The sequence below is a fragment of the Streptomyces sp. NPDC001700 genome (genome assembly GCF_053596435.1).
Genome location: NZ_JBSFGE010000011.1, coordinates 31,019 through 57,740, shown reverse-complemented (window position 1 = coordinate 57,740; position 26,722 = coordinate 31,019). Strand labels below are relative to the sequence as shown.

14 protein-coding genes are annotated in these 26,722 nt (G+C 71.4%); 3 read left to right on the top strand and 11 right to left on the bottom strand.

Going from position 1 to position 26,722, the window contains the following annotated elements; translation table 11 throughout:
* Window positions 1–34 precede the first annotated feature (34 nt).
* Entirely contained in the window at window positions 35–1,141 is a 1,107-nt protein-coding gene (locus ACWC5C_RS21350) for an alpha/beta hydrolase-fold protein (protein ID WP_450877854.1), read from the top strand.
* A 23-nt stretch (window positions 1,142–1,164) separates the two neighbouring features.
* Here the strand turns inward: ACWC5C_RS21350 and ACWC5C_RS21345 are convergent, their stop codons facing one another.
* The 8 genes from ACWC5C_RS21345 to ACWC5C_RS21310 form a co-directional block, all read right to left on the bottom strand.
* Entirely contained in the window at window positions 1,165–2,865 is a 1,701-nt protein-coding gene (locus ACWC5C_RS21345) for an ABC transporter transmembrane domain-containing protein (RefSeq protein WP_450877459.1), read from the bottom strand.
* A complete protein-coding gene (locus tag ACWC5C_RS21340; protein ID WP_450877457.1) occupies window positions 2,862–13,757 on the bottom strand; it encodes an amino acid adenylation domain-containing protein in 10,896 nt (3,631 codons plus the stop codon). The genes ACWC5C_RS21345 and ACWC5C_RS21340 overlap by 4 nt, the downstream gene beginning before the upstream one ends.
* A 55-nt stretch (window positions 13,758–13,812) precedes the next feature.
* Window positions 13,813–15,603 carry an ABC transporter ATP-binding protein gene (locus ACWC5C_RS21335; protein WP_450877455.1) on the bottom strand — a complete coding sequence of 597 codons (1,791 nt, stop codon included), beginning with the start codon at window positions 15,601–15,603 and terminating at the stop codon, window positions 13,813–13,815.
* Window positions 15,604–15,605: 2 nt separating this feature from the next.
* Window positions 15,606–16,655 carry an iron-siderophore ABC transporter substrate-binding protein gene (locus ACWC5C_RS21330; RefSeq protein WP_450877453.1) on the bottom strand — a complete coding sequence of 350 codons (1,050 nt, stop codon included), beginning with the start codon at window positions 16,653–16,655 and terminating at the stop codon, window positions 15,606–15,608.
* Between the two features lie 88 nt (window positions 16,656–16,743).
* Window positions 16,744–17,610 (bottom strand): ABC transporter ATP-binding protein, encoded by an 867-nt coding sequence (locus ACWC5C_RS21325; protein ID WP_450877451.1) that lies wholly within the window; start codon window positions 17,608–17,610, stop codon window positions 16,744–16,746.
* Window positions 17,611–17,677: 67 nt separating this feature from the next.
* Window positions 17,678–18,763, bottom strand: coding sequence for a FecCD family ABC transporter permease (locus tag ACWC5C_RS21320; protein WP_450877449.1), 1,086 nt, complete (start codon window positions 18,761–18,763; stop codon window positions 17,678–17,680).
* Window positions 18,760–19,818 (bottom strand): FecCD family ABC transporter permease, encoded by a 1,059-nt coding sequence (locus ACWC5C_RS21315; RefSeq protein WP_450877447.1) that lies wholly within the window; start codon window positions 19,816–19,818, stop codon window positions 18,760–18,762. The genes ACWC5C_RS21320 and ACWC5C_RS21315 overlap by 4 nt, the downstream gene beginning before the upstream one ends.
* A gap of 55 nt (window positions 19,819–19,873) precedes the next feature.
* Window positions 19,874–21,229, bottom strand: coding sequence for a lysine N(6)-hydroxylase/L-ornithine N(5)-oxygenase family protein (locus tag ACWC5C_RS21310; protein WP_450877445.1), 1,356 nt, complete (start codon window positions 21,227–21,229; stop codon window positions 19,874–19,876).
* Between the two features lie 247 nt (window positions 21,230–21,476).
* Between ACWC5C_RS21310 and ACWC5C_RS21305 the strand changes: the two genes are divergently transcribed.
* Both ACWC5C_RS21305 and ACWC5C_RS21300 read left to right on the top strand, forming a co-directional pair.
* Window positions 21,477–22,424, top strand: coding sequence for a methionyl-tRNA formyltransferase (locus ACWC5C_RS21305; RefSeq protein ID WP_450877443.1), 948 nt, complete (start codon window positions 21,477–21,479; stop codon window positions 22,422–22,424).
* Between the two features lie 124 nt (window positions 22,425–22,548).
* A complete protein-coding gene (locus ACWC5C_RS21300) occupies window positions 22,549–22,905 on the top strand; it encodes a hypothetical protein (RefSeq protein WP_450877441.1) in 357 nt (118 codons plus the stop codon).
* A gap of 64 nt (window positions 22,906–22,969) precedes the next feature.
* Here ACWC5C_RS21300 and ACWC5C_RS21295 read toward each other — a convergent pair whose 3' ends face one another.
* The 3 genes from ACWC5C_RS21295 to ACWC5C_RS21285 are packed head-to-tail and all read right to left on the bottom strand — an operon-like array spanning window position 22,970 to window position 26,691.
* Window positions 22,970–23,968, bottom strand: a complete 999-nt coding sequence (locus ACWC5C_RS21295; protein WP_450877439.1) for a sugar phosphate isomerase/epimerase family protein — start codon at window positions 23,966–23,968, stop codon at window positions 22,970–22,972.
* Window positions 23,969–23,995: 27 nt separating this feature from the next.
* A complete protein-coding gene (locus ACWC5C_RS21290; RefSeq protein ID WP_450877437.1) occupies window positions 23,996–25,192 on the bottom strand; it encodes a Gfo/Idh/MocA family protein in 1,197 nt (398 codons plus the stop codon).
* 56 nt (window positions 25,193–25,248) lie between these two features.
* Window positions 25,249–26,691, bottom strand: a complete 1,443-nt coding sequence (locus tag ACWC5C_RS21285) for a sugar porter family MFS transporter (protein WP_450877435.1) — start codon at window positions 26,689–26,691, stop codon at window positions 25,249–25,251.
* Between the last annotated feature and the right edge of the window lie 31 nt (window positions 26,692–26,722).

The window sequence follows — 26,722 nt, the reverse complement described above, 5'->3', positions numbered from 1 at the left end:
ATCCGTGTCCCTCCCCTCTCACAAGGAGACGTTCATGCGCCTGGGCGCGACCGGCAGGGAAACCGCCTTCGTGGAGTTCGGACTGTCCGGCACGCCGGGCACCGAGGAGTTCTGGGCTGCGGCGGAGGCGGAGGCGCCCGCGTCGATACCCGACGGCGACGGCGGCTGGGTGACCCTGTTCCTGTGGCGCGGGTCCCCGGCGACCATCGGCTTCGAGAGCTGGTCGGAGCCGGTGCCCCTGCGCCAGTGGGCCGATACGGACTGCTGGTACGCCGAGGTGCGCATGCCCGCGCGGCTGCGGGTCACCTACCAGTTCCTCGCGGACGACGAGGCCCACGCCGACCCGTTCAACCCGGTCGGTGCCGGTGGCGACCGGTCCATCGCCGCCACCCCGGACGCCCCGGCCCAGCCGCACTGGCCCGTCATCGGCGCCGCTGACGTACTGCCCGTCCCGCGCACCCGGATCCGCTGGAACAGCGAACGGCTCGGCGGGCGGCGCACCGTGCGCGTCCACCCGGTCGGCGGCGGCGGGCCCGCGGTCCTGCTGCTCGACGGGGACGACTGGCTGTATCTGCACCCGGCCATGACCGCGTTCGACTCGGCCGCCGCCAGTGGCGAGATGCCCGCCGTCACGCTCGTCTTCGTTCCGGTCAAGGACCGGGAGGCCGAGTTCGGGTGCGCGCCCGAGCTGTGGGAGGCGGTCCGGGACGAACTGCTGCCGCTGGTGGCGGAGTCCGGCGTGCCCGCCGACCTCGACCGGCTGGTGGTCGCCGGGCAGAGCCTGGGCGGGCTGAGCGCGGTGTACGCGGCGCTGGAGTTCCCGGAGCTGGTGTCCCGCGTCGCCTGTCAGTCGGGGTCGTTCTGGTGGACACCCGGCGCGCTGGACCTGCCGGACCCGCTGGGCGGCCCGGTCGGCGGCGCCATCGCCGCACGGCTGCGGGAGCGCCCCGATCTGTCCGGCCTGCGGGTCGCGTTCGACGTGGGGGAACACGAGACCAGCATGCTCCCCCACTGCGAGCTGACCGAGACCCTGGCGGTACGGACCGGCGCGACCGTACGGGTCGCGCGGTCGGCGTCCGGCCACGACCGGGCGGGCTGGCGGCACGCCCTGCTCAGGGATGTCGCCTGGGCCCTCGCCTGACCCAGCCCACCGGGCTCAACGCATCACCGCGCCACCGCCGAGCAGTAACCCTCGTCGGTGGCGAGGAGGTTGCGGTGGGTGTCCTCGGCGGTGATGACGCCGTCGTCCAGGACGAGAACACGGTCGGCGGCGTCCAGCAGGGCCGGGCTGCTGGTGATCACGATGGTGGTGCGGTCCCGGCGCAGCTTCGCGACGTTGCGCGCGATGAGCTGCTCGGTGACCGCGTCGACGGCCGTCGTCGGGTCGTGCAGCACGAGGACGTCGGTGTCGGCGGCCAGCGCCCGGGCCAGGGACAGCCGTTGGCGCTGTCCCCCGGAGAGGTTCGCGCCACGGTCGCGGACGCCGTAGTCGAGGCCCGCGCGGTGGAGGGCGACGACATCGGTCAGCATGGACGCCTCGACGGCCTCGGGGATCATCCGGCTGGTGCCCGAGGGGTCGATGTTCGTCCGGAGGGTGCCCGCGAAGATCTCCCCGTCGTACGGGTTGACCAGCAGGTGCCCGCGGACCGCCTCGACCGCCAGGTCCGCCAGCTCCTGCCCGCCGACCCGCACCGCTCCCTCGTACGCGCCGGGCGGGACGTTCACGGCCAGGACCGACGCCAGATCGGCCGCCGCGCGCGGCTGGTAGGCGGCGATGGCCACGAACTCGCCCGCGGCCACCTGGAACTTCAGCTCGCGCAGGGTCCCGTACCGGACGCAGTCGATCTCCAGGCCGCCACCGGTGGCCGGGCGCTCCGGGCCCGGGGCCGCCACCGGCGGCGCGGCCAGCACCAGCGCCATCCGCTCGGCCGACGCGCGCGCCATCATCACGTACTTCGGCATCTCCGAGAACAGCTTCAGCGGTTCCATGATGAACTGCGCCAGCCCCACGGCCATGACGAGTTCCCCGATGTTGATGCTGCCGCTCCAGGCCAGCGAGCCCGCCGTCAGGGTCACGGCGGCGGCGAGGACCGCGTTGAGGGCCAGCGCGGTGCCCGCGTACACGCCGTTCACCTTGGCGACGGTGACCGCCTGGTGTTTGGCCTCCGTGCTGACCTCGCGGTAGGACCGGAACGCGGCGGAGTTGCCGCCGAAGCCGTGCAGCGGGCGCAGGCCGGTGATCAGGTCGGCGACCTTCGCGCCCGCCCGCGCCACCCGGGCCTGCTGTTCGCGGGTGCTGGACCCGATCCGCTTGGACAGCACGCTTAAGGCCGACAGGATCGCGACGGTGCCCACGATCACCAGCAGCCCGAGCCGTATGTCGGCCAGGCCCAGCGCGACCGCCGCGACCAGCACCGCGACCAGCGAGCTGACCAGCAGCGGCACCACCTCGATGATGTCGGCGGTCTGGTCGGCGTCCTCGGTGGCGATGGTCAGCACCTCGCCGGACTTCAGGTCGACGTCCCTGGCCACCGGCTGGAGGCCGCAGGCCGCGACCTTCACCCGCCAGCGGTGTGCCTCGGTCGTGTTGGCCTTCTGCAGGACGCGCATCCCGAACCGCCACGACAGCGACACCGTCGTGATGATCACCGCCAGCGCGGCGATCGACAGGCCGAGCGCGCCGAGGCTCCGGTCCCGCATGGTGTGCTCGACGATGAGGCCGAGCGCGATGGGGAAGGCCGTCTCACCCGCCTGGTACAGGCCCATGAGGACGGTGCCCCAGGCCATGGCGCCCTTGTTGCGGCGCAGGGCGGTCCGGAGGATGTCGGACCCCGGTCGGGGCCGCTGCGTGTCAGGAGTGGTCATCGCGGTGCGTTGTCATCGAGGTGGCGGGCCATCGCTTCCGGGGTTCGCAGGGTGAACAGATCACGGATCGTGATCACAGGACCGTACTCTCGGCGGAGCAGCCCGATCAGCCGCACCGCCAGCATGGAGTGCCCTCCCAGGGACACGAAGTCGCTCACCGCGCTCACCTCGTCGTCGTCCAGGTCCAGTGCCTCGGCGAAGAACTCGCACACCACGGTCTCGGTCTCGGTCTCGGGCCCCCGCTCCCCCGCCGTGGTCAGCGCGCCGAGCGGCTTGGCCTCCGGCAGCGCCTTGGTGTCAGCCTTCCCGTTCACGGTCAGCGGGATGCTGTCGACCTGGGCGTAGTGCGTGGGGCGCAGGAAGTCCGGCAGCCCGGCGCCCACTTCGGCCGCCACCGCCGCCAGCTCCGCGCCCTCCAGCACCAGGTAGGCGGCCAGCCGGTACGCGCCGTCGACCTGCGGGTCGGGCTGGGCGACGGCGGCGACGAAGCGCACCGCCGGGTGCGCCGCGAACACGGCCTCCACCTCGCCCAGTTCGACCCGGTGGCCCCGGATCTTGACCTGCTGATCGGTGCGGCCCAGGTACATCAGGTTGCCGTCGGGGCGCCGGATCACCAGGTCCCCGGTGCGGTACATGCGCTCGCCGGGCGCGCCGAACGGGCAGGCGACGAAGCGGTGCGCCGTCTGGCCGGGCTGGCCGAGATAGCCGCGCGCGATGCCGATGCCCGCTACGTACAGCTCACCGGGGACTCCGTCCGGCAGCGGCCGCAGCCACGGGTCCAGTACGTAGACATCGGTGTTGTCGATCGCCACCCCGACCACCGGGTCCTGGCATTCGAAGGTGCCGACGCCGAGGGTGTTGATGGTGTACTCGGTGGGTCCGTAGAGGTTGTAGCCGACCGTGCCCTCGGTCTCGGCGAGCCGCTGCCAGAGCGTCGGGGTGACGGCCTCGCCGCCGAGCAGCACCAGCGCCGGGCGCCGTGCCGGGTTGTCGAGCAGGCCCTCGGCCACCAGCTGCTGTGCGTAGGTCGGGGTCACGTTGATGACGTCGATGCCGTGTTCGAGGCAGTACTCGACCAGCCGGGGCGCGTCGCGGCGCAGTTCCTCGTCGCAGATGTGCACCTCGTGGCCGTCGGCGAGCCACAGCAGCTCCTCCCACGACATGTCGAAGGCGAACGACACGGTGTGCGCGATCCGGAAGGTGCGGTGGCCGTGGGCCGCGAGCACCGGTTCGAAGATCCGGCGCTGATGGTTGATCAGCATGTTGGTGAGCCCGGCGTACTCGGTCACCACGCCCTTGGGCTTCCCGGTCGATCCGGAGGTGTAGATCGTGTACGCGGGGTGCCGCAGCCGGTCCGGGTCGTCCGGCGCGAACGTCACATATGGCTCGGCGTCGGGAAGCGGACGGTCCAGCTCGATCAGGTCGCCGGTGAGCCGGGGCGACACCGCGCTGACCGTGAGGATCACATCAGGGCGGGCGTCCGCGACGATCGCGGCGATCCGCTCGTCCGGGTGGTCCAGCTCCAGCGGTACGTACGCGGCGCCGACGCGCAGCACGGCGAACAGCGCCACGATCGAGTCGAGGGAGCGCGGTATCGCGAGCCCCACGGTCGTCTCCGGGCCGATGCCACGCTCGGCGAGCACACCCGCCACCGCGCGGCTGCGGTCCCGTAGCCCCGCGAAGGTCATGGTCGAACCATCGGCGACGAGCGCCACCCGCTGCGGGTCGCGGTCCGCCGCCTGGTCGAAGCGGTCGACCACGGTGTCCGTACCGACGTCCGTACGCGCCTCCCGCGAGGGCCACGGCCCCAGGCCGCGCAGCGCGCCGACCGGTCCGGTCGAGCGGGCCACGTCTTCGAGGACGCTCAGGTAGTCGTCCAGGAGACGGCGGGCGTGCGCGGTGTCGTGGTCGCGGTACTCCAGCTTGACCGTGAGCCGGTCGCCGGGCGTGACGACCCAGGTGAACGGATAGTGGGTGGAGTCGTCGGCCTTCACGGAGGTGATGCCGTGCCGGGCGTTCATCTCGGCGAACGCGTCCATGTCGAGGAAGTTCTGCAGCACGAACAGGTTGTCGAACAGGGTGTGGTGCCCGCTGGCCCGCTGGATCTCACCGAGCCCCAGATGCTCGTGCTCCATCGCCTCGACCCTGGCCGCCTGGACGGCCGACAGATACGCGCCGACCGTGTCGTCCGGCCGGGCCCGCGTCCACTGGGGCACGGTGTTGAGCAGCACACCGACGATGCCGTCCAGCCCCTCGCCCTCCCGGCCCGAGACGGTCACGCCGAACACGGCGTCGCTACGGCCCGTACGGGCGCCCAGCAGCAGGCCGAACGCGCCGGTCAGCACCGAGTTCAGCGTGACACCGTGCGCCCTGGCCGCGTCCCGCAGCAGGTCCGACAGCTCGGCGGACAGCGGGTGCACGAGGGTGCGCGGCAGGTCGTCCACGAGGGACGGGGCCGGTCCGGCGAGCAGCGTCGGGCCGGGGACACCGGCCAGGTGCTCCGCCCAGAAGCGCTCCGATACGGCCGCGTCGCGGGCGCCGAGCGCCCGGGCGTGGTCCTCGAAGCTCGGCGTGGCCGGGACCGGTGCGGGCAACTCGCCCGCGAGGACGGCCGCGTAGGCGTCGAAGAGTTCCCGCAGCACGATCTCGCGGGACCAGCCGTCCCACAGCAGCAGGTGGTAGCTGAGCAGCAGCCCGTCGCGGTCGTCGGGCAGCCGCACCACGGTCATCCGGATCAGCGGCGGCTCACCCGGATCGAATCCGGTGTCGCGGTCCCGTACGCGCAGGGCGTCGACCTCGGCGTCCGTGGCGAGGGACACCGTACGGACATCGACCCGCCGCCCCGCGCCCAGGACCTGGACCGGGTTTCCGTCGTCGTCGGTGGCGAATCCGGCGGCCACGCCCGGGTAGCGCGCGATCACGTACGCCATCGCCTCGGCCAGCGCGTCGGTGTCCAGGCGCCGGTCGAAGGTGAACCAGCTCTGCGCGACATAGTGTCCGGCCGGGCCCGCCAGCTGGGCCTGGAAGAACAGCCCTCGCTGGAGCGGGGTCACGGGCGCGGTGCGCTCGGCCGTCGCAGAGGCGTCCGCGAGGTGTTCCAGTGCGCTCCGCCAGTGCTCGGTGATCTCGTCCGGGATGCCCTCGGCGAGGATGAACTCCGTGTGCAGGCTTCCGGTGGCCGCGTCGGTCCACGCGTTGACCTCGACCGCGTACGGGCTGCCCTGATCGCCGCCGGTGACGCGCGGCGCGTGGGACTCGCCGCCCCGGCCGAGGTAGTTGAACAGCACCTGCGGGCGGGAGTCGAGCAGGGGCGCCGTCTGCGGGTTGAGGTATCTGAGCTGCCCGTAGCCGACGTGTGCGCGCTCGTCCGGCTGGCGTTCGGCCACCTCGCGCGCCGCCGCGACGGGGTCGGTGTGCGCGGTGAGCCGTACGGGCGCGATGGAGGTGAACCAGCCGACCGTGCGGGTGTAGTCGTGGTGTTCCAGCGCCGGGACCCGGCCGTGCCGCTCCAGCTCGATCGCCAGATCGGTGGGCATGGGCTGGACGCGGGTCAGCGCGGTGCGCAGCGCGCCGCACAGCAGCTCGGTGAGACCGACGCCGAGCGCGGCGGGCGCGGTACGGGTCACCCGGTCGCTCACCTCGGGCGCGAGCACGACCGTGGTTCCGCGCAACTCGCCCATGGTCGGCAGGAGTTCGGGCGCCCGCAGCGTGGTGATCCAGTGTCCGAGGTCGTCGATGGCGTGAGCGGACTGCGTCGCGAGTGCTTCGGCGTACTCGGCGTACGACGTGGTCGGCGGCGGCAGGGGCTCCCCGCGCAGGGCGGTGGCCAGGTCGTCCAGCAGGATCAGCCAGGACACCGAGTCGACGGTGAGATGGTGCACGGTGACCACCAGGGTCCGGCTCGCCTCCAGCCACGAGAACGCGGCCACGTCCCCGGCCTCGGGATCGAGCCGCCCTGCGGCCTCGTTCGCCGCCGCCGTGGCATCGGTGGTGTCCGGCGTCTCGACGGTGACCTCGCGGGCGGGCTCGGTACGCGGGGCCCACACCCCGTGCTCGACGCGCAGCCGCAGCCGCAGGGCGGGATGCGCGGCCACCACGGCGTTCGCGGCGCGCTGGGCGTCGGCGAACCCGGCGCCCTCGGGCGCTATCAGCGTCCTGGCCTGGGCGAACCGGGCAAGTGATCCGCCCAGTTCGCGCTGGCGCAGGATGATCGGCGTCGGTGTCAGCGGGCCGTCCTCGCGGCGGACGGAGGCGGGCGCTTCGGCTGTCGGCGTGCGCGTCCCAAGGTGTTCGGCGAGCGCGCGCGGTGTCCGGAAGAGGAACACGTCGCGTGGCGCGATCGGCAGGCCGAGCGCCCTGGCCCGGTTGATCACCGTGATGGCGACGATGCTGTCGCCCCCGGCCCGGAAGAAGTCGGTGTCGGCGTCCACGGCGGATCCGGGCAGCGTGTCCGCGAAGATGCCGACCAGCGCGGCGAGCGCGGAATCGCTCATCGCGGCCGGAGTGTCGTCCTGGGCGGCGGCGCTCTGGATCAGGGCCTTGCGGTCCAGCTTGCCGTTGACCGTCAGCGGCAGGGCGTCGACCGGCAGCACCCGGCCCGGCACCATGTGCACCGGCAGCTTCGTGGACAGCGACGCGGCGAAGTCACCCGGCACCCGGCCCACGATGTGTGCGACGAGGTGGTCGCCGGTGTCCGCCACGGTGACGGCCACATCGACCACACCGTCGAGTTCCCGGACGGCGGCCTCCACCTCGCCCAACTCGACACGGAAACCCTTGAGTTGAATCTGATCGTCGGCGCGGCCGGTGAACTCCAGCTCCCCGTCGAGGGTACGGATGGCGAGGTCGCCCGTGTGGTACATGCGGGAGCCGTCGCCCGCGAACGGGTCCGCCACGAACCGGCCCGCAGTCAGCCCCGGCCTGCCCAGATAGCCCAGCGACACCTGATCGCCCGCGACGTAGATGGCGCCCTCCCGGCCCGGTGGCACCGGCCGGAGCCGGTCGTCGAGCAGATAGGTGACCAGTCCGGGGATCGGGCCGCCGATCGGGCTGACGTCGTGGCCGGGGCCGAAGTCCTCGTCGGTCAGCACCCGGTGGGTGACATGGACGGTGGTCTCGGTGATGCCGTACATGTTGACCAGCTCGGGCGATCCGGTGCCATGCCGCTCCACCCAGCCGCGCAGCCGCTCCAGGTCCAGCGCCTCGCCGCCGAAGATGATCCGGCGCAGCGCGGGCAACGGCTCACCGGCATGCCGGTCGGCCTCGATGAACTGGTAGAACGCCGACGGGGTCTGGTTGAGCACGGTCACTCCACGCTCCCGGACCAGCCGGTGGAAGTCGACGGGCGAGCGGGTCAGCCCGTACTCCGGCACCAGCAGCTCGCCACCGTGCGCCAGCGCGCCCCACAGCTCCCAGACGGCGAAGTCGAAGGAGAAGGAGTGGAACTGGACCCAGACGTCGTGCGGGCCGAAGCCCATGTCGGGCCGGGTGTTCGCGAGCAGTGTCACCACGCTGGAGTGCGGAACGACGACGCCCTTGGGCCTGCCGGTCGACCCGGACGTGTAGATCACGTACGCGGGGTCGTGCCAGGTGGCTTCCGGCCCGGGCTCGGTGGTGGCCGGTGGCCGCTCGTCCTCCCGCACCAGCACACGGGCTTGCACACCGGCCCGGTCCAGCAGCCGGGTGAAGCGCTCGCGCTGCTCCCGCTCCACGAGGACGACCTGCGGAGCGGCGTCGGCGAGGATGTACTCCAGCCGTTCGTCCGGGTACGCCAGGTCCAGCGGTACGTACGCGCCACCCGCGCTGACGATCGCGACCAGGGCGACGACCTGTTCGAGGGAGCGCGGGACGGCGACGGCGACCCGCTGGCCCGGACCTACCCCGGCCCCACGCAGGACAGCGGCCAGCTCGTCCTTCGCGTCCGCGAGTTCGCCGTAAGTCAGGGACCGGGTGCCGCCGTCGAGACCGCACTGGGTGACGGCGGTGGCCGCCGGGTCGCGGCGCGCGGCGGTGTCGAACAGTCCGCCCAGGGTCGTCTCGGCGATCCGCTCGGGATGCCGGGTGCCCTGCGGCGCCAGGTCGTCGATCGGGGCGTCCGGCCGGGTCAGCAGGCCGGTGAGGGTCCGGGTGAACGTGTGCAGGATCGCCTGGGCGGTTGCCTCGCGCAGCAGCTCGCCGTCGTAGATCAGGTTGAAGCGGGGGCGGCCGTCGAGCGCGCGCTCGACCACCAGCGTCAGCGGGTAGTGCGGGGCGCCCTCGTTGACGATGCCGGTGATGGAGAGGGTGTCGCCGGGCCGTCGCAGCGCGGCCACATCGGTCGCCACGTCGAACACCACCAGGGTGTCGAACAGCGTGCCCGCGCCGGTCTGCCGACCGATCCGGGCCAGCGAGACATGCTGGTGCGGCAGCACCGCGCTCTGGTGTTCCCGCACCGAGGCGAGCAGGTCAGCGGCCGTGGTGGCACCGGCCCAGCGGGCGCGCACGGGGATGGTGTTGATGAACAGCCCCACCATGTCCTCGATGCCGGGCACCTCCGCGTCCCGCCCGGACACCGTGGAGCCGAACACCACGTCCCGGCCGTGCAGGATGGAGCCCAGGGTCACGGCCCAGGCGCTGTGCACGGCCACGCTCAGCGGCACACCGGCCGACCGGGCGGCCGCGTCGATGTCCTCCCCCGGCTCCACGGCGGTGTCGGCGAACCGGTCGGAGGGGGTGTGGCCCTCGGCGACCAGCGAGGGTCCGGGCAGCTCTGCGAGCTGTTCGCGCCACACCCGGTCGCTCTCGTCGTCATCGCGTCCGGCGAGCTGTCGTACGTAGTCGGGGAAGCCGCCGAGCGGGTGCACGGTCCCCGGCGCGTGGTATTCGGCCAGCAGCGCGCGGAGCATCGGCGGCACCGACCAGCCATCGGCGATGATGTGGTGCACGGTCTGCACCAGGACGTCCCTGCCGGGGCCGCCACGGACGAGCGTGTACCGCATCAGCGGGCCGGTGGCCAGGTCGAATCCGGCGCGGCGGTCCCGCTCGGCCAGGGCGCGGATCTCGTCGTCGGTGATGCCGGGGCGGTCCAGCGCGGTGAAGGGCGCCTCCACTCCGCGCTCCAGTACGGAGACCACGCGGCCGTCGGCGAGGGCCGTGAACCGGGCCGCCAGGTTCGGGTACAGGGTGAGCAGCCGGGTGGCCGCCGCCGCGAGCCGGTCGGTGTCCACCTCGCCGTCCAGGGTCAGCAGCTGCTGCTCGACGTACGCGCCCGCCGAGTCGCCGTCGAAGACCGAGTGGAAGTACAGGCCCTCCTGCAGCGGGGTCAGCGGCAGGATGTCGCGCAGCGCCGGGCCGTCCAGGGCGTCGACGTCGGCCTGGGTGAGCGGCACCGGGCCGAAGTCACTGGGCGAGTGGCCGCCCTGGTCGAGCGCGGCCAGCCCGGCCAGGGTCTCGCGGAAGTACCCGCCGATCGTCGCGATGTCCTCGTCGGTGAACATCCCGTCGGGCCAGGACAGGGTGGTGACCAGTTCGTACGCGCCGGACGAGGCGGGTTCGGTGATCGCGTTGAACTCCAGGGCGCGCGGCAGGCGCATCCCCGGGTCGCGCTTCTCGCCCAACTGTCCGGTGGAGCCCGTGAGTTGCCAGTCGCCGGAGGCGCCCGCCTCGAAGCGGCCGAGGTAGTTGAACAACACCTGCGGTGCGGGCGCGTCGAACTCGGCGCCGCGCAGATACCGCAGGGCGCCGTAGGACACGCCGTTGCCCGGCACTCGGGCGAGGTCGTCCTTGACCGCCTTGAGCGCGGCGGCCAGATACCCGGGCGCGGTGAAGTCGGCCGCCGCGCCGGGGTCCACGGTCACCGGGAACAGGGTGGTGAACCAGCCCACGGTCCGCGACAGCTCCGGTTCAAAACCGGCGGTGTCCGCCACGAACCGCCCCTCGCGGCCGTGGCCTTCGAGTTCGATGTGGGCGAACGTCTGGTCCTGTCCGAGGTCGCGGCGCCACCGGACGAGGGTGACGGCGAGCGCGGTCAGCAGCACGTCGTTCACACCCGCGTGGAACTTCGCGGGGATCTCGCCGAGCAGCGCGGCCGTGACCTCGGGGCCGACCGACACGGTCCGTACCCGCTCCCGCGCTACGGTGTCGGCCGCGGACAGGGCGCGCCTGCCCACGGGTGCGTCCGCGCCCGGCAGGGGGCGCTGGAAGTAGCCACGGTCCGCCTCGAACGCCGTGTGTTCCAGCAGCTGCGTCCAGCGCCGGAACGACGTGCCCACCGGGGGCAGCGCGATCGGCTCGCCCGAGGCGAGCTGCCGCCACCCGGTGGCCAGGTCGTCCATCAGGACGCGCCAGGACACGCCGTCGACCACCACATGGTGGACGACCATGACCAGCTGCCGTGGCTCGCGCCGCCAGACGGCGCGCAGCATCACACCGCCCGCCGGGTCCAGTCCGTCGGTGGCGAGCGCGACGCACTCCTCCAGCGGCCGGTCGCTCTCCTGCCACGATGCCGTGGCCCGGTCCGCCTCCGGGATGGCGAAGCTCCAGCGGTCGCCGCGCACCAGCGTGGCGCGCAGCATGTCGTGGCGCCGGACCACGGCGGTGAGGATCGCGTCGAGGGCGTCGGCGGTCAGGTCCGCCGGGGTGTTCAGCACGACCGACTGCACGAAGCCACGAATCGCGTCCGTGGTGTCGCCGAGCCACTGCACGATGGGCGATCCCACGACCGTGCCGGTCGCGACATCCTCCCGGTCCACGGTGGCGGTGTCCGCAACGAGCGCCACCGCCGCCAGCGCCCCCACGGTGCTGTGGGTGAAGATCTGCCGGGCCGTGAGGTGCAGTCCCGCGTCGCGCACCGCGCTCAGCAGCGAGATCGCCAGCAGGCTGTCCCCGCCGAGCTGGAAGAAGTCCTGGTCGACACCGACCTCGTCCAGCCGCAGCACCTTGGCGACCGCCGCGCACACCACGCGCTCGTTCTCGGTGGCGGGCGGGGTGAGCGCGCCCGTCCCGATCACGGGTTCCGGCAGCGCGCGGCGGTCGAGCTTGCCGTTCGCGGTGAGCGGGAACTCCTCCATGACGACGATGTGGGCGGGCACCATGTACTCCACCATGTGCGCGGCGGCCCACGCCGTGACCTCGTCCGCGCGCAGGTCCTCGCTCCCGGCCGCCGGGATCACGTACCCCACCAGATAGGTGCCGCCCGCCGTGTTCTTCTTCGCGACGACGCAGGTGTGCCGCACGCGGGGGTGCTCGGCGAGACCGACCTCGACGTCCTCGATCTCCAGCCGCATGCCACGGATCTTGACCTGGTTGTCGGCCCGGCCGAGGAAGTCCAGCGACCCGTCCGGGGCGAATCGCGCCAGGTCACCGGTGCGGTACAGCCGGGAGCCGTCCCCGGCGAAGGGGTTGGCCACGAACCGGGACGCCGTCAGGCCGGGCGCGTTGATGTAGCCGCGGCCCAGGAGGAAGCCGCCCGCGTACAGTTCGCCGCCGACGCCGACCGGGACCGGGCGCAGTTCGTCGTCCAGCACGTACAGCTGGGTGTTGGGGTTGGCCTTGCCGATGGACGTCGACAGGCGTTCCGCCGCGCCCCGGTAGATGACGTGCGAGACACCGATCGTCGTCTCGGCGGGGCCGTAGCCGTGGTACAGCGGGATGTCGAGCCGGGTGCGGAACCGCTCGTACAGCTCCGGGGTCAGCACCTCGCCGCCGCACCACACATGGCGCAGGCTGTCCAGCCGCCCGGAGTCGCCCGCCATCTCCAGCAGCACGTCCAGCATGGAGGACACCAGGTAGGTGAAGGTGACGCGCTGCTCGGCGATCACGCTCAGCAGATGGTGCGGGTCGCGTTCGCCACCCGGGCGCAGGACCACCAGTCTGCCGCCGGACACCAGCGGCAGGAAGATCTCGTTGATGGAGATGTCGAACGACAGCGGCGCCTTGAACAGGGACGCGTCGTCGTGGCCGAAGCCCAGGATCTCGTCGACCTGCCACAACAGGCGCTCGCTGATCGCCTCATGGCGGATCATCGCGCCCTTGGGCCGCCCGGTCGAACCGGACGTGAAGATCACGTACGCCAGGGCGTCGCCGGGGACGGCGACCCCGGGGCCCTCGGTGGGGTAGCCGCCGAAGCGCCAGTCGCCGAGGGAAACGGCCACGGCGTCCGGCTCCTCCGGGTCGTGCTCGCCCGTGTCGTTGAGCTGGGCCACGACCTGCGCGTCGGCGATGACGACGGCCCGGCGCGCGGCGGGCCACTGCGGATCGAGCGGTACGAACGCGCACCCCGCCTGCACCACACCGAGCAGCCCGATCACCATGTCGGCGGAGCGGCCGAGGGAGATGCCGACGACCTGTTCGGGGCGGAGTCCGCGCTCCAGCAGATGGTGGGCGAGCTGAGCGGCCTTCTCGGCCGCCTCACGGTAGGTCAGCGACCGGTGCTCGTCCACGATGGCGATGGCGTCCGGCCTGGTCCGCGCCTGTTCGTGGAACATCTCCACGATGGTCGGGCGGACCCGCTGCGCGGTGTTGTCGTTCCACTCGGCCAGGGCGTCGAGCCTCGCCGCCACGCTGGACGGGCCGATGGTGCCGAGCGGCCGGTCCGGGAAGTCGGCCAGGTCGTCCAGCGCGAGCTGCGCGTCGGCCCGTACGACACCCTCCGGGACGGTGATGCTCCGGCCGTCCGCGCCGACCGCCCAACTCTCCGGTCCCGAACCGCCGTTGTCGACCCACGCGAGGACGTCGGCGAACAGGGTGGCGGGGGTGAGGTCGATGCCGTCGGGGCTGTGGCCCGTCGCCCAGTAGGACAGCCCGATGGCGCACGCTCCGGCGATGGTCCGATCGGAGAACTCACCGGTGCGGCGACGTACGTCGGCGACACGTGCGGGAGAGAGCAGGACGCGACGAGCGCTCGGATCCATCATCGAAGACTCAGCTTTCCTTCCACGTCATGAAGACCTCACCTGAAACCGGGCGCGCCTAGCTGCCTTCTCGCCAGGCCCGCCACAGTCGCGCGTAGCGGCCGCCCAGGGCCACCAGCTCCTCGTGTGTCCCCTGCTCCACCACCCGTCCCGCGTCCAGCACGGCGATCCGGTCCGCCGCCATCGCCTGGGTCAGCCGGTGGGCCACGAACAGCGTGGTCCGGCCCGCACACGCGGCCACCACGGCACGGTCCAGCTCGGCGGCACCCTCGCTGCCCGCCTCCGCGGTCGACTCGTCGAGCACCACCACCGGCGACCGGCTCAGCACCAGCCGGGCCAGGGCGATCTGGGCCACCTTGGTGACGTCCAGGCGCTCGCCGCCCTCGCCGACCATGGTGTGCGGGCCCTCGGGCAGCGCGTCGACCCACCCCTCGGCGCCGACCGTGCGCAGCGCGTCCCGCAGCTCGGCGTCGGTCGCCTCCGGCGCGGCGAGCCGCAGGTCGTCGGCGAGCGGACCGGAGAACACATGGGTGTCCTGCGTCAGGATGGACACCAGCGCCCGCGCCCCGGCCTCGTCCAGCCCGGCCAGGTCGGTCGGCCCGATGCGCACCGAACCCGCCTCCGGGGTCCCGATGCCCGCGATCAGCGCGGCCAGGGTCGTCTTGCCCGCGCCCGTGGCCCCCACCAGCGCGAGCGAACCGCCCGCCGGGATGGTCAGGCTGACGTCCCGCAGGACCGGGCCCTCGGCGTCGGGGTAGCGATACGTCAGCCCCTCCACCGTCACCGGGTACGGCACGGTGTCCGCCGGGGCGACGGCCGGGGCGTCGCCCACCAGCCGGTCCTCCGCGGCCTCGCCGAGCACCCCGACCAGCCGGGTCAGGCTCGCGCCCGACTTCTGCGCCTCGTCGAAGGTGAACATGATGGAGCCCAGCGGGGTGAACAGCCGGTGGAACATCAGCGGGGCGGACGACACCTCGCCCAGGGTGGCGGCGTCGGCCTCCAGCAGGGCGTACCCCACCACGATGATCAGGACCAGGCCGATGAACTCGGCGCGGTTCTCCCGGCCGACGAACCGGCCGAAGAACCGGAACACCTCGATGCCGAAGTTGCGCACCCGCCACGACTCGCTGGTGACCTTGTCGCGGAAGGCGCCCTCCAGACGGTAGGCCCGGACCGTGTCGATGCCGTTCAGGCCGCTGATGAGCGCCTGCGCGCGGTCGGCCTGGGCCGCCCGCTGCTTCTGGTAGAGCGGCGCGGACCGGGGCAGATACCAGCGCAGGGCCAGCGCGTACGCGGGCAGCGCACCCGCGCCCGCGAGGCCGAGCCGCCAGTCAAGACCGAACATGCCGACCGTGGCGATGACGACCAGCACGCCCGCCGAGAACACGGTGGGGACGGCCGTACGGATGCCCTTGGACAGCACGGCCACATCGTCGCCGACCCTGGACAGCACATCGCCCCGGCCGACCTGCTCGATACGTGCGCTCGGCATCCCCAGCACCGCGCGGACGGCGCCTTCGCGCAGCCGGGCGAGGAGATCCGCGCCCAGCCGCCCGATCAGATAGGTCGACGCCGCGGTGGCCGCCGCGCCGAGCAGCGCGGCGGCTCCCATCAGCACGCCGATGGTGACCAGGGCCGAGCGCGGTTCGCCCCCGGCCACCCCGTCGACCACCTGACCGAGCAGAAGCACCGGGAGCACCTGGAGCGCCGCCCCGGCCACCGTGGTGAGCACGGTGGCGGCCGACAGCCACGGCACCTCGCGGCAGTGCGCCACGACCCATCGGGTGGCCACGCGTCCGGTCGCGGTGCGCAGGGTGGCCTGGGCGGTGCGCGCTTCGGTGATGCTCACACCTAACCGGCCGACTTGACGAGTTCGTCGATCGCGTACGGCAGGGACAGCAGGGTGCCCTGGGACATGGCCGCGCCGACCGCCGGGCCCTCACTGTCCAGCAGGTACGACACCTTGCCCTGCTTCACCGCGTCCAGGTTGGCGAACAGCTTGAACTTCTTCAGCGCTTCCTGGTCCGCCTTGTCGTTGACGACGAAGATACGGTCGACGTCGACCAGGTCGACGCGCTCGGGGGACAGGGCGGTGTAGAACTTCCCGTCCGCGATCTTGTCGATCTCGGTCTGATACGTGAAGCCGATGCCCGTCACCAAGCGTCCGCGCACATCGGTGGAGGTGAACGGCGCCACCGACTTCTCGTACCAGGACAGCGCGACGGCTTTCTGGTCCGCGAACTTGGGGTGCGCCTTCTTGGCCGCGTCGAGCTTGTCCTGGACGCCCTGCACCAGCTTGGTGCCCTCGTCCTCCTTGCCGAGCGCCTTGGCGATCTGCACGGCGTTGTCCTGCCACGGGGCGCTGAAGGGCTCCTTCTCGCCCTTGGTGCGGCCCACGGTCGGGGCGATCTTGGAGAGCTTGTCGTACGCGGCCTTGTCGATCTCGGAGTACACCGCCACGATCAGATCCGGCCGCAGGGCGGCGATCTTCTCGAAGTCGGGGCCTGAGTCGCCGTTCTTCATGACGACCTCGGGGCGGGTGTCGCCCCACTTGTCCTTCACCCAGGGCCACTGGGTGTTGATGTCGGGCTTCTTGCCCGGGGGGTTCGGGTACTGGTCGACCATGCCGACCGGCTTGACGCCGAGCGCCAGCATGGCCTGGTCGTCCGTGTAGCCCACGGAGACGACCCGCTTGGGGGCTTCGGTGACCTTCGTGGATCCGAACGCGTGCTCCACGGTGACCGGGAACGCGCCGGACGCCGCGGCCGGGGCGTCGTCGTTCGTCTTGTCCGACGAGTCGGAACCACATCCGGCGAGGAGGCCGACGCCGAGGGCCGCCGCGGAGAGTGCCGCGACTAACCGCCGTCTTGGCGCCATACGCGTCGTTCGATCGAGGAGCATCCGGAATCCCTTGCTGTCGCGCTGTCCGTTACGCCCCTTGTTTCAGGGCAGGCAAACTTTATCCTGAGCAAGTGAGGCTAGCCTAGCCTTACTTGCAACATTCCTTGGCAGGAACCTGCTCCGGCCGCACATGGGCCCGGCCGATCGGCACGATGAGCGGCCGGTCGCCCACCGGGTCGTCAACGACCGCGGCACGCAGCCCGAACGCCTCGTCCAGCAGCTCGGCGGTGATCACGTCACGCGGATGTCCCTGCGCCAGGATCGAGCCCTCCCGCATCACGATGAGGTTGTCGCTGTAGCGGGTGGCCAGGTTGAGGTCGTGCAGCACCATGACCACGGTGCGGCCCGATTCGTGCAGGTCGTCGACCAGGTCGAGCACATCGATCGCGTGCGCCAGGTCCAGGTAGGTGGTCGGCTCGTCGAGGAGCAGCAGATCGGTGCCCTGGGCCAGGGTCATCGAGATCCAGACGCGCTGCCGCTGCCCGCCGGACAGCGAGTCCACCGGGCGGTCGGCCAGATCCGCCACCCCGGTCATGGCCAGCGCGCGTTCCACCACCCCGGCGTCGTCCGACGACCACTGCCGCAGCCAGCTCTGGTGCGGATGGCGCCCCCTGGCCACCAGGTCGGCCACCGTCAGCCCCTCCGGTGCGACCGGTGCCTGCGGCAGCAGGCCCAGCTTCTTCGCCACGTCCCGGGTCCTGAGCCGCGCGATGTCCTCGCCGTCCAGTACGACGCTCCCGCTGGCCGGTTTGAGCAGCCGGGTCAGGGTGCGCAGAAGCGTTGACTTCCCACAGCCGTTGGGCCCGATGATCGTGGTGATCACGCCCGGCGGAATCGCCACGTCCAGGCCGTCGATGACGCTCCGTCCGCCGTACCCGACGGTGACGCTCCTGGCCGCCAGCCGTGCGGGGCTCTGGGCCCCGGACTCGATCTCGGTGCTGCGCTCGGCGCTCACAAGCCCCCCTGTATTCACGTGTGCCAAACTTCTTCTACCACCTATCCGAGGCATCTATGGGGGCCACTTATTTCAGGTTGGCCCGTACCAGCAGATAGACGAGGAAGGGGCCGCCGATCGCGGCGGTGACCACGCCGACCGGGAGCGTGATCGGCAGGGCCGTGCGCGCGACCAGATCCGCGCCGATCAGCAGCAGCGCCCCCACCAGGCCGGAGGCCGCCAACGGCGGTGTCGGGCACCGCGCGAGACGCATCGCCACCTGCGGCGCCACCAGCGCGACGAACGGCACCGGCCCCGCCGCGCTCACCGCCACACCGGCCAGCAGCACCGCGCACAGCAGCAGGACGGCCCGCACCAGCGAGTACCGGACGCCCAGGCCCGCGGCGACGTCGTCGCCCAGGTGCATCGGCTTGAACTGGAACGCCACACAGGACACGACGGCCAGCAGGGCGAGAGTGCACCACAGCGCCGTATTGACCTCGTCCCACGACCGGTTGTCCAGCGAGCCGACCAGCCACGCCTGGGCCCGGGCCACGTCCTTGATGTCGGCGGTGACCAGCAGCCACGTCGTGATCGCCTCCATCACGGCGCTCACCGAGATGCCGATGAGGATGAGCCGGAAGCCGTCGATCCCGCGCCGCCACGCCAGGAAGTACACCAGCAGACCCGTGCCGAGCCCGCCCACGAGCGCCGCCGCCGACAGGCCCACGGCGCCTTCGATCGCCGCGGACGCCCCGCCCGACACCGTCACCAGGAACACCGAGACCGCCCCGGCGCCGCCGGTGATCCCCAGGATGTCCGGGCTGGCCAGCGGGTTGCGCGCGATGGACTGCGTCAGCGCCCCGGACACCCCCAGCGCGATCCCCACGACGAGCCCGGCCAGGGCGCGCGGCATCCGCAGATCCATGATGACGAACTCGTCGACCCGCTCTCCCCGGCCGAGGATCGTCCTGACCACCTGGGGCAGCCCGATGGGGAACTCCCCCACGCCGATGGACAGGCAGAACACCAGGAAGACCGCCGCCGCCAGCAGCAGCGTCACGCAGACCAGCCAGGGCCGCCACACGAACGACACCTGGCCGAGCCGCACGCCCGGCGCCACCGAGCGCTTCACATCCGCTCTCGCGTCCGTTCTCACATCTGTTCCGCTCATGCCGTCTTGAACTTTCCGAGCCACACCAGAACCGCGAAGAACGGGGCACCGAGGAGAGCCACGAGCACACCCGCGTCCAGCTCGCCCGGCCGCACCACCAGGCGGCCCACGATGTCGCAGACGAGGAGGACGACGGCCCCGAGCAGCCCCGCGTACGGCACCAGCCAGCGGTAGTCCGGCCCGGTCAGATAGCGGGCGATGTGGGCCACCATGAGCCCGAGGAACGCGATGGGGCCGCACGCCGCCGTCGCCGCGCCCGCCAGCAGGGTGATGGCGACGATGCCCACGGTCCGGCTCAGCGCGATGTTCACGCCCAGCCCCCGCGCCACGTCATCCCCCAGGTTGAGCAGGTTCATGGCGGGCAGCGTGGTCACCGCCAGCACCAGCCCGACGGCGATGAACGCGGTCACCGGCCAGATGACGTCGAATCCCACCCCGGCCACCGAGCCCGCGTCCCAGAACCGCAGCGCGTTCAGCGACTTCTGGTCCGACAGCGCGATCGCCTTCGTCATCGCCGCGAGGAACACGGTGATGCCCTGCCCGGCCAGGGCGAGCGTCAGCGGATTGCCCGCGCCCCGGCCGAGGCTCGCCAGCCCGAACACCACGACACCCGCGATCGCCGCGCCGAGGAAGCCGAACCAGACGTACTGGAACGGGTTCTCGAACCCGAACACGGCGATCACCGACACCACGGCGAACGAGGCACCGGCGTTCACCCCCAGCAGGCCCGTGTCGGCGATCGGGTTCCGGGTGTACCCCTGGATCAGCGCACCGCCGACCCCCAGCGCGATGCCCGCCACGATCGCGAGCACCGTCCGGGGCACCCGCACGGTCCGCACGATGAGCCTGATCTCGGTGAGCCGCTGATCGGGCTCCGGCCCCGCGAACAGCCCGTGCCACACCTCGGCGGGGCTCAGCGCGCGCGCACCGACGGCCAGCGACACCGCCGCCACGGCCACCAGGACCGCCACGAGCGTGCCGAGCCCCACAACCCGCCGCCGACGGGCCTTCGTTACGCCCCTGGCCACGGGGCGCTCAACCGCAGTCGTGCTCATATCTCAGTACGTCATCCCTTGTTCTGCCGGTGGCCCTTGTTCCACCGGTGACGCACTAGCGCGCGGTGCTGCCGACTCCGTCGGCGACCGGCCGGGCCTCGGCCGACGCGGCTCCGGCGCCCCGGTCGAGGAGCGAGTCCAGGATCTCGCCGACCCTGATCGCGGTGTTGGACAGCAGGGACGACGTGATGCCGTGCGTATGCTCCGTGCCGCCCTGCAGATAGATACCACAGCGCAGACCGGGGTCGGTCGCTATGCGGTAATCCCGCTCCACGCGGACCCGGCCCTCGTCGTCACGCAGGCAGCTGTCCGCGACTTCGCCGAGGAGGCCGAGAGGGTCGACGGGGCTGTAGCCGGTGGCGAAGACCACGACGTCCGCGTCCAGCAGCGTCTCCTCGCCGGTGACCAGGGACGTCACGGTGGCCCGTACCTGGGCGGGGGTCTCCTTGACGTCGGTGAGCCGGGAGACGTTGAGGAAGCGCAGCCGCTCGGCGCCCAGCACCTTCTCCTGGTAACTCTGCCGGTACAGGTCGTCGATCAGGTCGATGTCCACCACGGAGTAGTTGGTGTTGCCGTGGTAGTCCATCAGCCGCCGCTTGACGTCGTCGGGCGCCGCGAAGTAGTCGTCGACCGCCCCGGGATCGAAGATCCGGTTGGCGAAACCGCTGTCGTCGGCGGGGCTGTAGCCGTAGCGGGAGAAGACCGCGCACACCTCGGCCCCGGGGAAGCGGCGGTGCAGATAGGCCACGTTCTCGGCGGCGCTCTGCCCGGCGCCCACGACGACGAACCGGGAGGGCGAGGTGTCCTCCAACCCATCGGCCTTGGCCAGGAGTTCGGAGGTGTGCCAGACGCGGTCGCCGCGCTCCACGCCCTCCGGCATGAGGGGACGCAGCCCGGTGCCGATGACGAGGTTGCGGGCCCGGTGGACCTCCAGCCCCTCCCCCGAACGGACCGTCACGTCCAGGTACTCCACCGCTCCGTCCCGGACGACGGGCGCGACGCCGACCACCTCGTGGCCGTAGGAGACCATGTCCCCGACCTTGGCCGCGGCCCACTCGAAGTAGTCGTGGAACTCCACGCGCAGCGGGAAGAGGTTCTTGTGGTTGATGAAGTCGATCAACCGGCCCTTGCTCTGCAGATAGCAGAGGAAGCTGTACTCACTGGACGGGTTCCGCAGCGTCACCAGGTCCTTGAGGAAGGACACCTGCATGGTCGCGTCGTCGATCAGCATGCCACGGTGCCAGCCGAAGCGCGGCTGCTGCTCGAAGAAGTGAGCGCTGATCGCCTCCGGCCCTCCGGTGCGTGCGTTGTGCTCACCGATCGCGATCGCCATGGCCACATTGGACGGTCCGAAGCCGATGCCAATGAGGTCGTGAACCGGTAATGCGTCACCAGGAAGAACCCGTGACATGACACTCCCATCGTGCGGGGCCATCGCCTGTCAGGCGGTGAGAAAGGTGCGTAAAAGGGGGCGCGCCGACGGAACGACACGCCAACAACTTAGGCGAGCCTAAGCTAAACACGTGAGGCTGTCGATAGCCGGAAACAATCAATCCGACGCCCGCTCCGCCAACTGCGGCCCTAGATCGACCCGTTGCAGACTAAGGCAAGCCTTGCTTTACTTGCCCCGGTCATCCCCTGCTTCAAGGAGGCACCCCATGCGGGTCGTCATGTTCGGCTACCAGACCTGGGGGCACCGCACCCTGCGAGCCCTCCTGGACTCCGAACACGACGTGGTCCTGGTCGTGACGCATCCCAAGAGCGAGCACGCGTACGAGAAGATCTGGAGCGACTCCGTCGCCGACCTCGCCGAAGAGCACGGCGTCCCGGTCCTGATCCGCAACCGCCCCGACGACGACGAGCTGTTCGAGCGCCTCAAGGAGGCCGACGCGGACATCATCGTGGCGAACAACTGGCGGACCTGGATCCCCCCGCGCATCTTCGGCCTGCCGCGCCGCGGCACGCTCAACGTCCATGACTCGCTGCTGCCGAAGTACGCCGGTTTCTCGCCGCTGATCTGGGCCCTGATCAACGGCGAACCCGAAGTGGGCGTGACCGCGCACATGATGAACGACGAACTCGACGCCGGTGACATCGTCCGGCAGGAGGCGGTCCCGGTGGGCCCCAAGGACACCACCACCGACCTCTTCCACAAGACCGTCGACCTCATCGCCCCGGTCACGATCGGCGCCCTCGACCTCATCGCCTCCGGGCAGACGGAGTTCACGAAGCAGGACCGGTCCCAGGCCACCTTCTTCCACAAGCGGTCCACCGAGGACATCCGCATCGACTGGACCTGGCCCGCGGAAGACCTCGAGCGCCTGGTCCGCGCCCAGTCCGAGCCGTACCCCAGCACCTACACCTTCCACAAGGGCAAGCGGCTCGAAATCCTGGCAGCGGACGTGTCCCAGAACCGGTACGGCGGCACTCCCGGCCGCATCTTCTACCGCGAGGGCGACGGCGTGGTGATCGTCGCGGGAGCCGACGCCCGCACCGGCCGCAACCACGGCCTGGCCGTCACCCGGGTACGGACCGAGGACGGCCACGAGCTGGCCGCCACCGAGTACTTCACCTCCATGGGCGGCTACCTCACCAGCCGCCCCTGAGGCGCGCGCCGGGCGGCGGGGGTCGGGCGTCGGGCGGTCTCGGGAGGGGTCCCGGGGCCGCCGGGTTACAAACTCCGGGCCAGATTCCCTGTGAGGACCGGAGGTTTCCTTGATGAGTACGGGCATGCGCCGACGCGCCGCGACGACCACCGTAACGCTGACCCTGGCGGGCGCGCTGGGAGGCGGCCTGATGGCGCCGGTGGCGTACGGGGCCGGGCGGGGGCCCTGTTACGACGGGCGGTGCACCATCACCGTGTCGAAGCCGCAGAGCATCAGCGTCCAGCGCGGCACGTTCGGGTTCGGGAAGCTGAACGTCACGCACATCAGCTCCCGGTCCGTGAAGTTCTCGGCCACCAGCGGTGGGACGCGTCTGGGCGGCAGCGCCAGTCCGGGGAGCACGGTCCAGCTGAACAACCTGAGGATCTGGGTGAAGTCGGCCTCGGGCCACAAGGCCAGGCTCGTCCTCTCCCGCACCTGGTAGCGGCCGCACGGGCGTGGCCCCGTACCCGGTCCTGCCGGGTACGGGGCCACCCATGCTCATGGTTTCAGAGGTCGGCCGCGGCGCCGCGCAGGTTCTTGGCGGCCAGGGCCAGCCCCTCGGTCTGCGAGTAGGCGGCGTCCTCGTGTTCGATGTTCACGGCCATGTCCGGGTTGACCTCCGCGAGGGCGCGCAGGAACTCCGTCCAGTAGGCGGTGTCGTGTCCGAGGCCGACCGCGACGAACTTCCACGCCGGGTCCTTGGGCCACGCGTTGCACCAGAAGCCGTAGCCGGTGGGCACCTTGCCGGGGGCGTCGGCGGGCACGCGGGTGAACGACGAGTCCAGTACGCCGCGGATGTCGGCGCCGGGGCAGAGCGTCGCGTCCTTCGCCGCGGCGTGGAACACCAGCGGGCCGAGCCACTTGATGGAGGCAACGATGTCCATGCCCTGCCACATCAGATGCGAGGGGTCCATCTCCGCGCCGACGTTGGTGGCGCCGGTCTCGTCGACCAGCCGCTTCAGGGTGACCGGGGAGAACACCACGTTGTGCGGGTGCATCTCGACGGCCACCCGGACGTCGTTCTCCCGCGCCAGCGCGTCGATCTCCTTCCAGAACTCGACGGCCACGCCCCACTGGTAGTCCAGGACGTCCATGTAGACACCGTCCCACGGGTTCACGACCCAGGAGGGGTACTTGGCGTCGGGGTCGGAGCCCGGTGTGCCGGACATGGTGACCACGTGCTTCACCCCGAGCAGGCCCGCCAGCCGGATGGTGCGGCGCAGGTCGTCGGCGTGTTTCGGGCCGACCCCGGGGAGCGGATTGAGCGGGTTGCCGTTGCAGTTGAGGCCGGTCAGCTCCATGCCACGGTCGGCGAAAGTGGCCAGGTACTCCTCGCGTGCGGTGGCCGAGGACAGCAGCAGGTCGACCGGGCAGTGCGGGGCGGGGATGAAGCCACCGGTGTTGACCTCCACGGAGGTCAGCCCGTTCTCCTTGAGGATGTCGAGGGCCTCGGTGAGCGTGCGGTCGTGCAGACAAGCGGTGTAGGCGCCGAGCTTGAGAGCCATGGGTATCTCCTACGTAAGGGGGGGTGGTCAGGAGGTGGCCGGGATGGTGACGGCGGAACCGCCGCTGTGGGAGGACTCGACGATGGCGCGGATGATCTCCATGGTCCGCAGCCCGTCGGCGAAGGTGGCACAGGCCGGCAGCGGGTCGGTGACGCCCGCGACCTGGTCGAGGAAGGCCCGCGCCTGGTACGTGAACATCTCGGCGTTGCCGCCGCCCACGCCCGGCGCCTCCATCGGGTAGCCGCCCTTGAAGTACGGCAGCTGCGGACCGGCGATGATGTGGCGCGCGCCACGGGTACGGGCGTCCGGCTGGGCGTCGTCGAAGAGGTACTCGGCGGGCCGGTGCTGGTCGAACGCCGCCCGGCCGCCGAGCCCCACGACATCGAAGGCGAGCCCGTTGGGCAGGCCGAAGGCGGTGCGCGACAGCGAGAAGGTGCCCACGAGGCCGGACTCGAAGCGCGCGGTGAAGGACGCGGTGTCCTCGTTCTCGACCTCGCCGAACTCGTCGGAGACGGGGGCGGCGTTGTGTCCGACGACCGCGCCCAGCGGCAGCGGGCGCTTGGGGATCTGCGTCGACAGCGAGGCGCCGGAGACCGCGGCGATGGGACCGGCGATGTACTCGGCGGCGTCGATCACATGCGCGCCGACGTCCCCGAGCGCGCCGGAGCCGGGGCCGCCCTTGAAGCGCCAGCTCAGCGGGGAGTTCGGGTCGGTGGCGTAGTCGCACCAGTAGCGGCCGCTGAACAGCGTGAGGTCGCCCAGCTCACCGCGCTGGACGTGGTCGCGGATGGCGGAGATGGCGGGAGAGCGCCGGAAGGTGTACCCGACGGCCGTCACGACGTCGGCGGTGCGCTCCAGCTCGGCCATCGCACGGGCGTCGTCCAGCGTTCCGGCCAGGGGCTTCTCGCACAGTACGTGCTTGCCCGCGGCGACCATGGCCTCGGCGATGGGGCGGTGCAGATCGTTGCCGACGACGATGCTGACGGCGTCGATCGTCGGGTCCTCGGCCACGGCCTCCCAGCTGGGGAGCGCCTTCTCGTAGCCGTACCGGCGGGCGGCGTCCTCGCCGAGTGCGACGTTGGCGTCGGCTATGGCGGCCAGCCGGACCGGCGGCAGGCCGGCCGCGAAGACCGTGTTGACGTTGCGGTAGCCGGCGGCGTGGGTGCGGCCGGCCATGCCGGCTCCGATTACCGCGACGGAAAGGGGCTTGCCGGACGTGGCCATGGGTGTGCCTTTCAGCGTGGAGTGGGTGGTCGGGCTGGTCGACGTGGTGGGGGTGGTCAGTCGGCGGACTGGCCGCGGAAGTGGGCCTCGATGGCTTCCATCGAGCGGCCTCGTGTCTCGGGGACGGTGCGCAGGTAGTAGAAGATGGTGGCGACGTTGACCGCCGCGAAGAGCAGGAACGTGGCACCGCCGACGGCGGCGATCAGTGGCGGGAAGACCAGGGTCACCACGAAGTTGGCGGTCCAGGTGCCGAACACGGCCATGCCCATCGCGAAGCCCCGCAGCCGCAGCGGGAAGATCTCGGAGAGCATCAGCCAGAACACGGTCGCGACGCACCCCTGCATGAACAGCAGGAACATCAGCATGGACGCCAGGACGAGGTAGCTGCGGGCGGCCGATTCGGGCAGGACCAGGAAGCAGAAGGCGATCAGCACCAGCGAGGCGGTGACGCCGATCTGCCCGGTCAGCAGCATCGGGCGCCGCCCGTACCGGCCCAGCAGCCACATGCCGGTGGAGACGGCGAGCACCGCGACGACGCCGTTGGCGATGGTGGCGGTCAGCGCGGCCTGGGTGCCGAGCCCGCTGTCCAGCAGGATCGTGGGCGCGAAGTACATGATCGAGTTGACGCCGGTGAGCTGGGTCAGCGTGGCGAGCGCGAAGCCGAATATCACCAGGCGCCGCACCCACGGGGTACGCAGGTCGCCCCAGCTCGCCCTCGGTTCATGGGCGCCGGCCATGACGAGCCGCTTGATCTCGGCGAACTCCGGCTCGACCACCTCCGGGTCACGGATGAGGCCGAGGGTGCGGGCGGCGTCGTCGAAGCGGCCCCGGGAGGCGAGCCAGCGCGGTGACTCCGGCACGAACAGCATGCCGATCCACAGCAGCACGGCCGGGATCGTGGCCAGCGCGAGCATCCAGCGCCAGACGCCGCTTTCGCCCATGGTCTTCGCGATGACCGCGTTGGAGGTGTAGGCCAGCAGCTGGCCGGTCACGATCATCAGCTCGTTCTGGGTCACCAGGCGGCCACGGTGGGCGGCGGGGGCCAGCTCGGCGATGAAGACCGGCACGGTGGCGGAGGCGCCGCCGACGGCGAGCCCGAGCAGGACCCGGAAGAGCACCATCACCACGAGGTCCGGTGCGAGCGCGGTGCCGAGCGCGCCGATGAAGAACAGCACGGCGAGCCCGAGGATCGCCCGCTTGCGCCCGTACCGGTCGGACAGGCACCCGCCGTACAGGGCACCGAACGCGGCACCCGCCACGAGGGAGGACGCGACGATCCCCTCGGTGAGCGGGTTGAGTCCGAGCCCGCCCTTCTCGGCCGAGAGGGCCATGAAGGGCAGCGCTCCGGAGATGACACCGGTGTCGTAGCCGAAGAGGAGTCCGCCGAAGGTGGCGATGATGGTGATGGCACGCAGTCTCCGGTAGACCTTCGGCGAGGCGTGGTCCGTGACGGCGTTGCTCTGTGCGGGGGCCTGGGGCGTGTCATCCCTGACGTCCATGGCCACCTCCTAGGTTGGTGTGCGGGTGTCG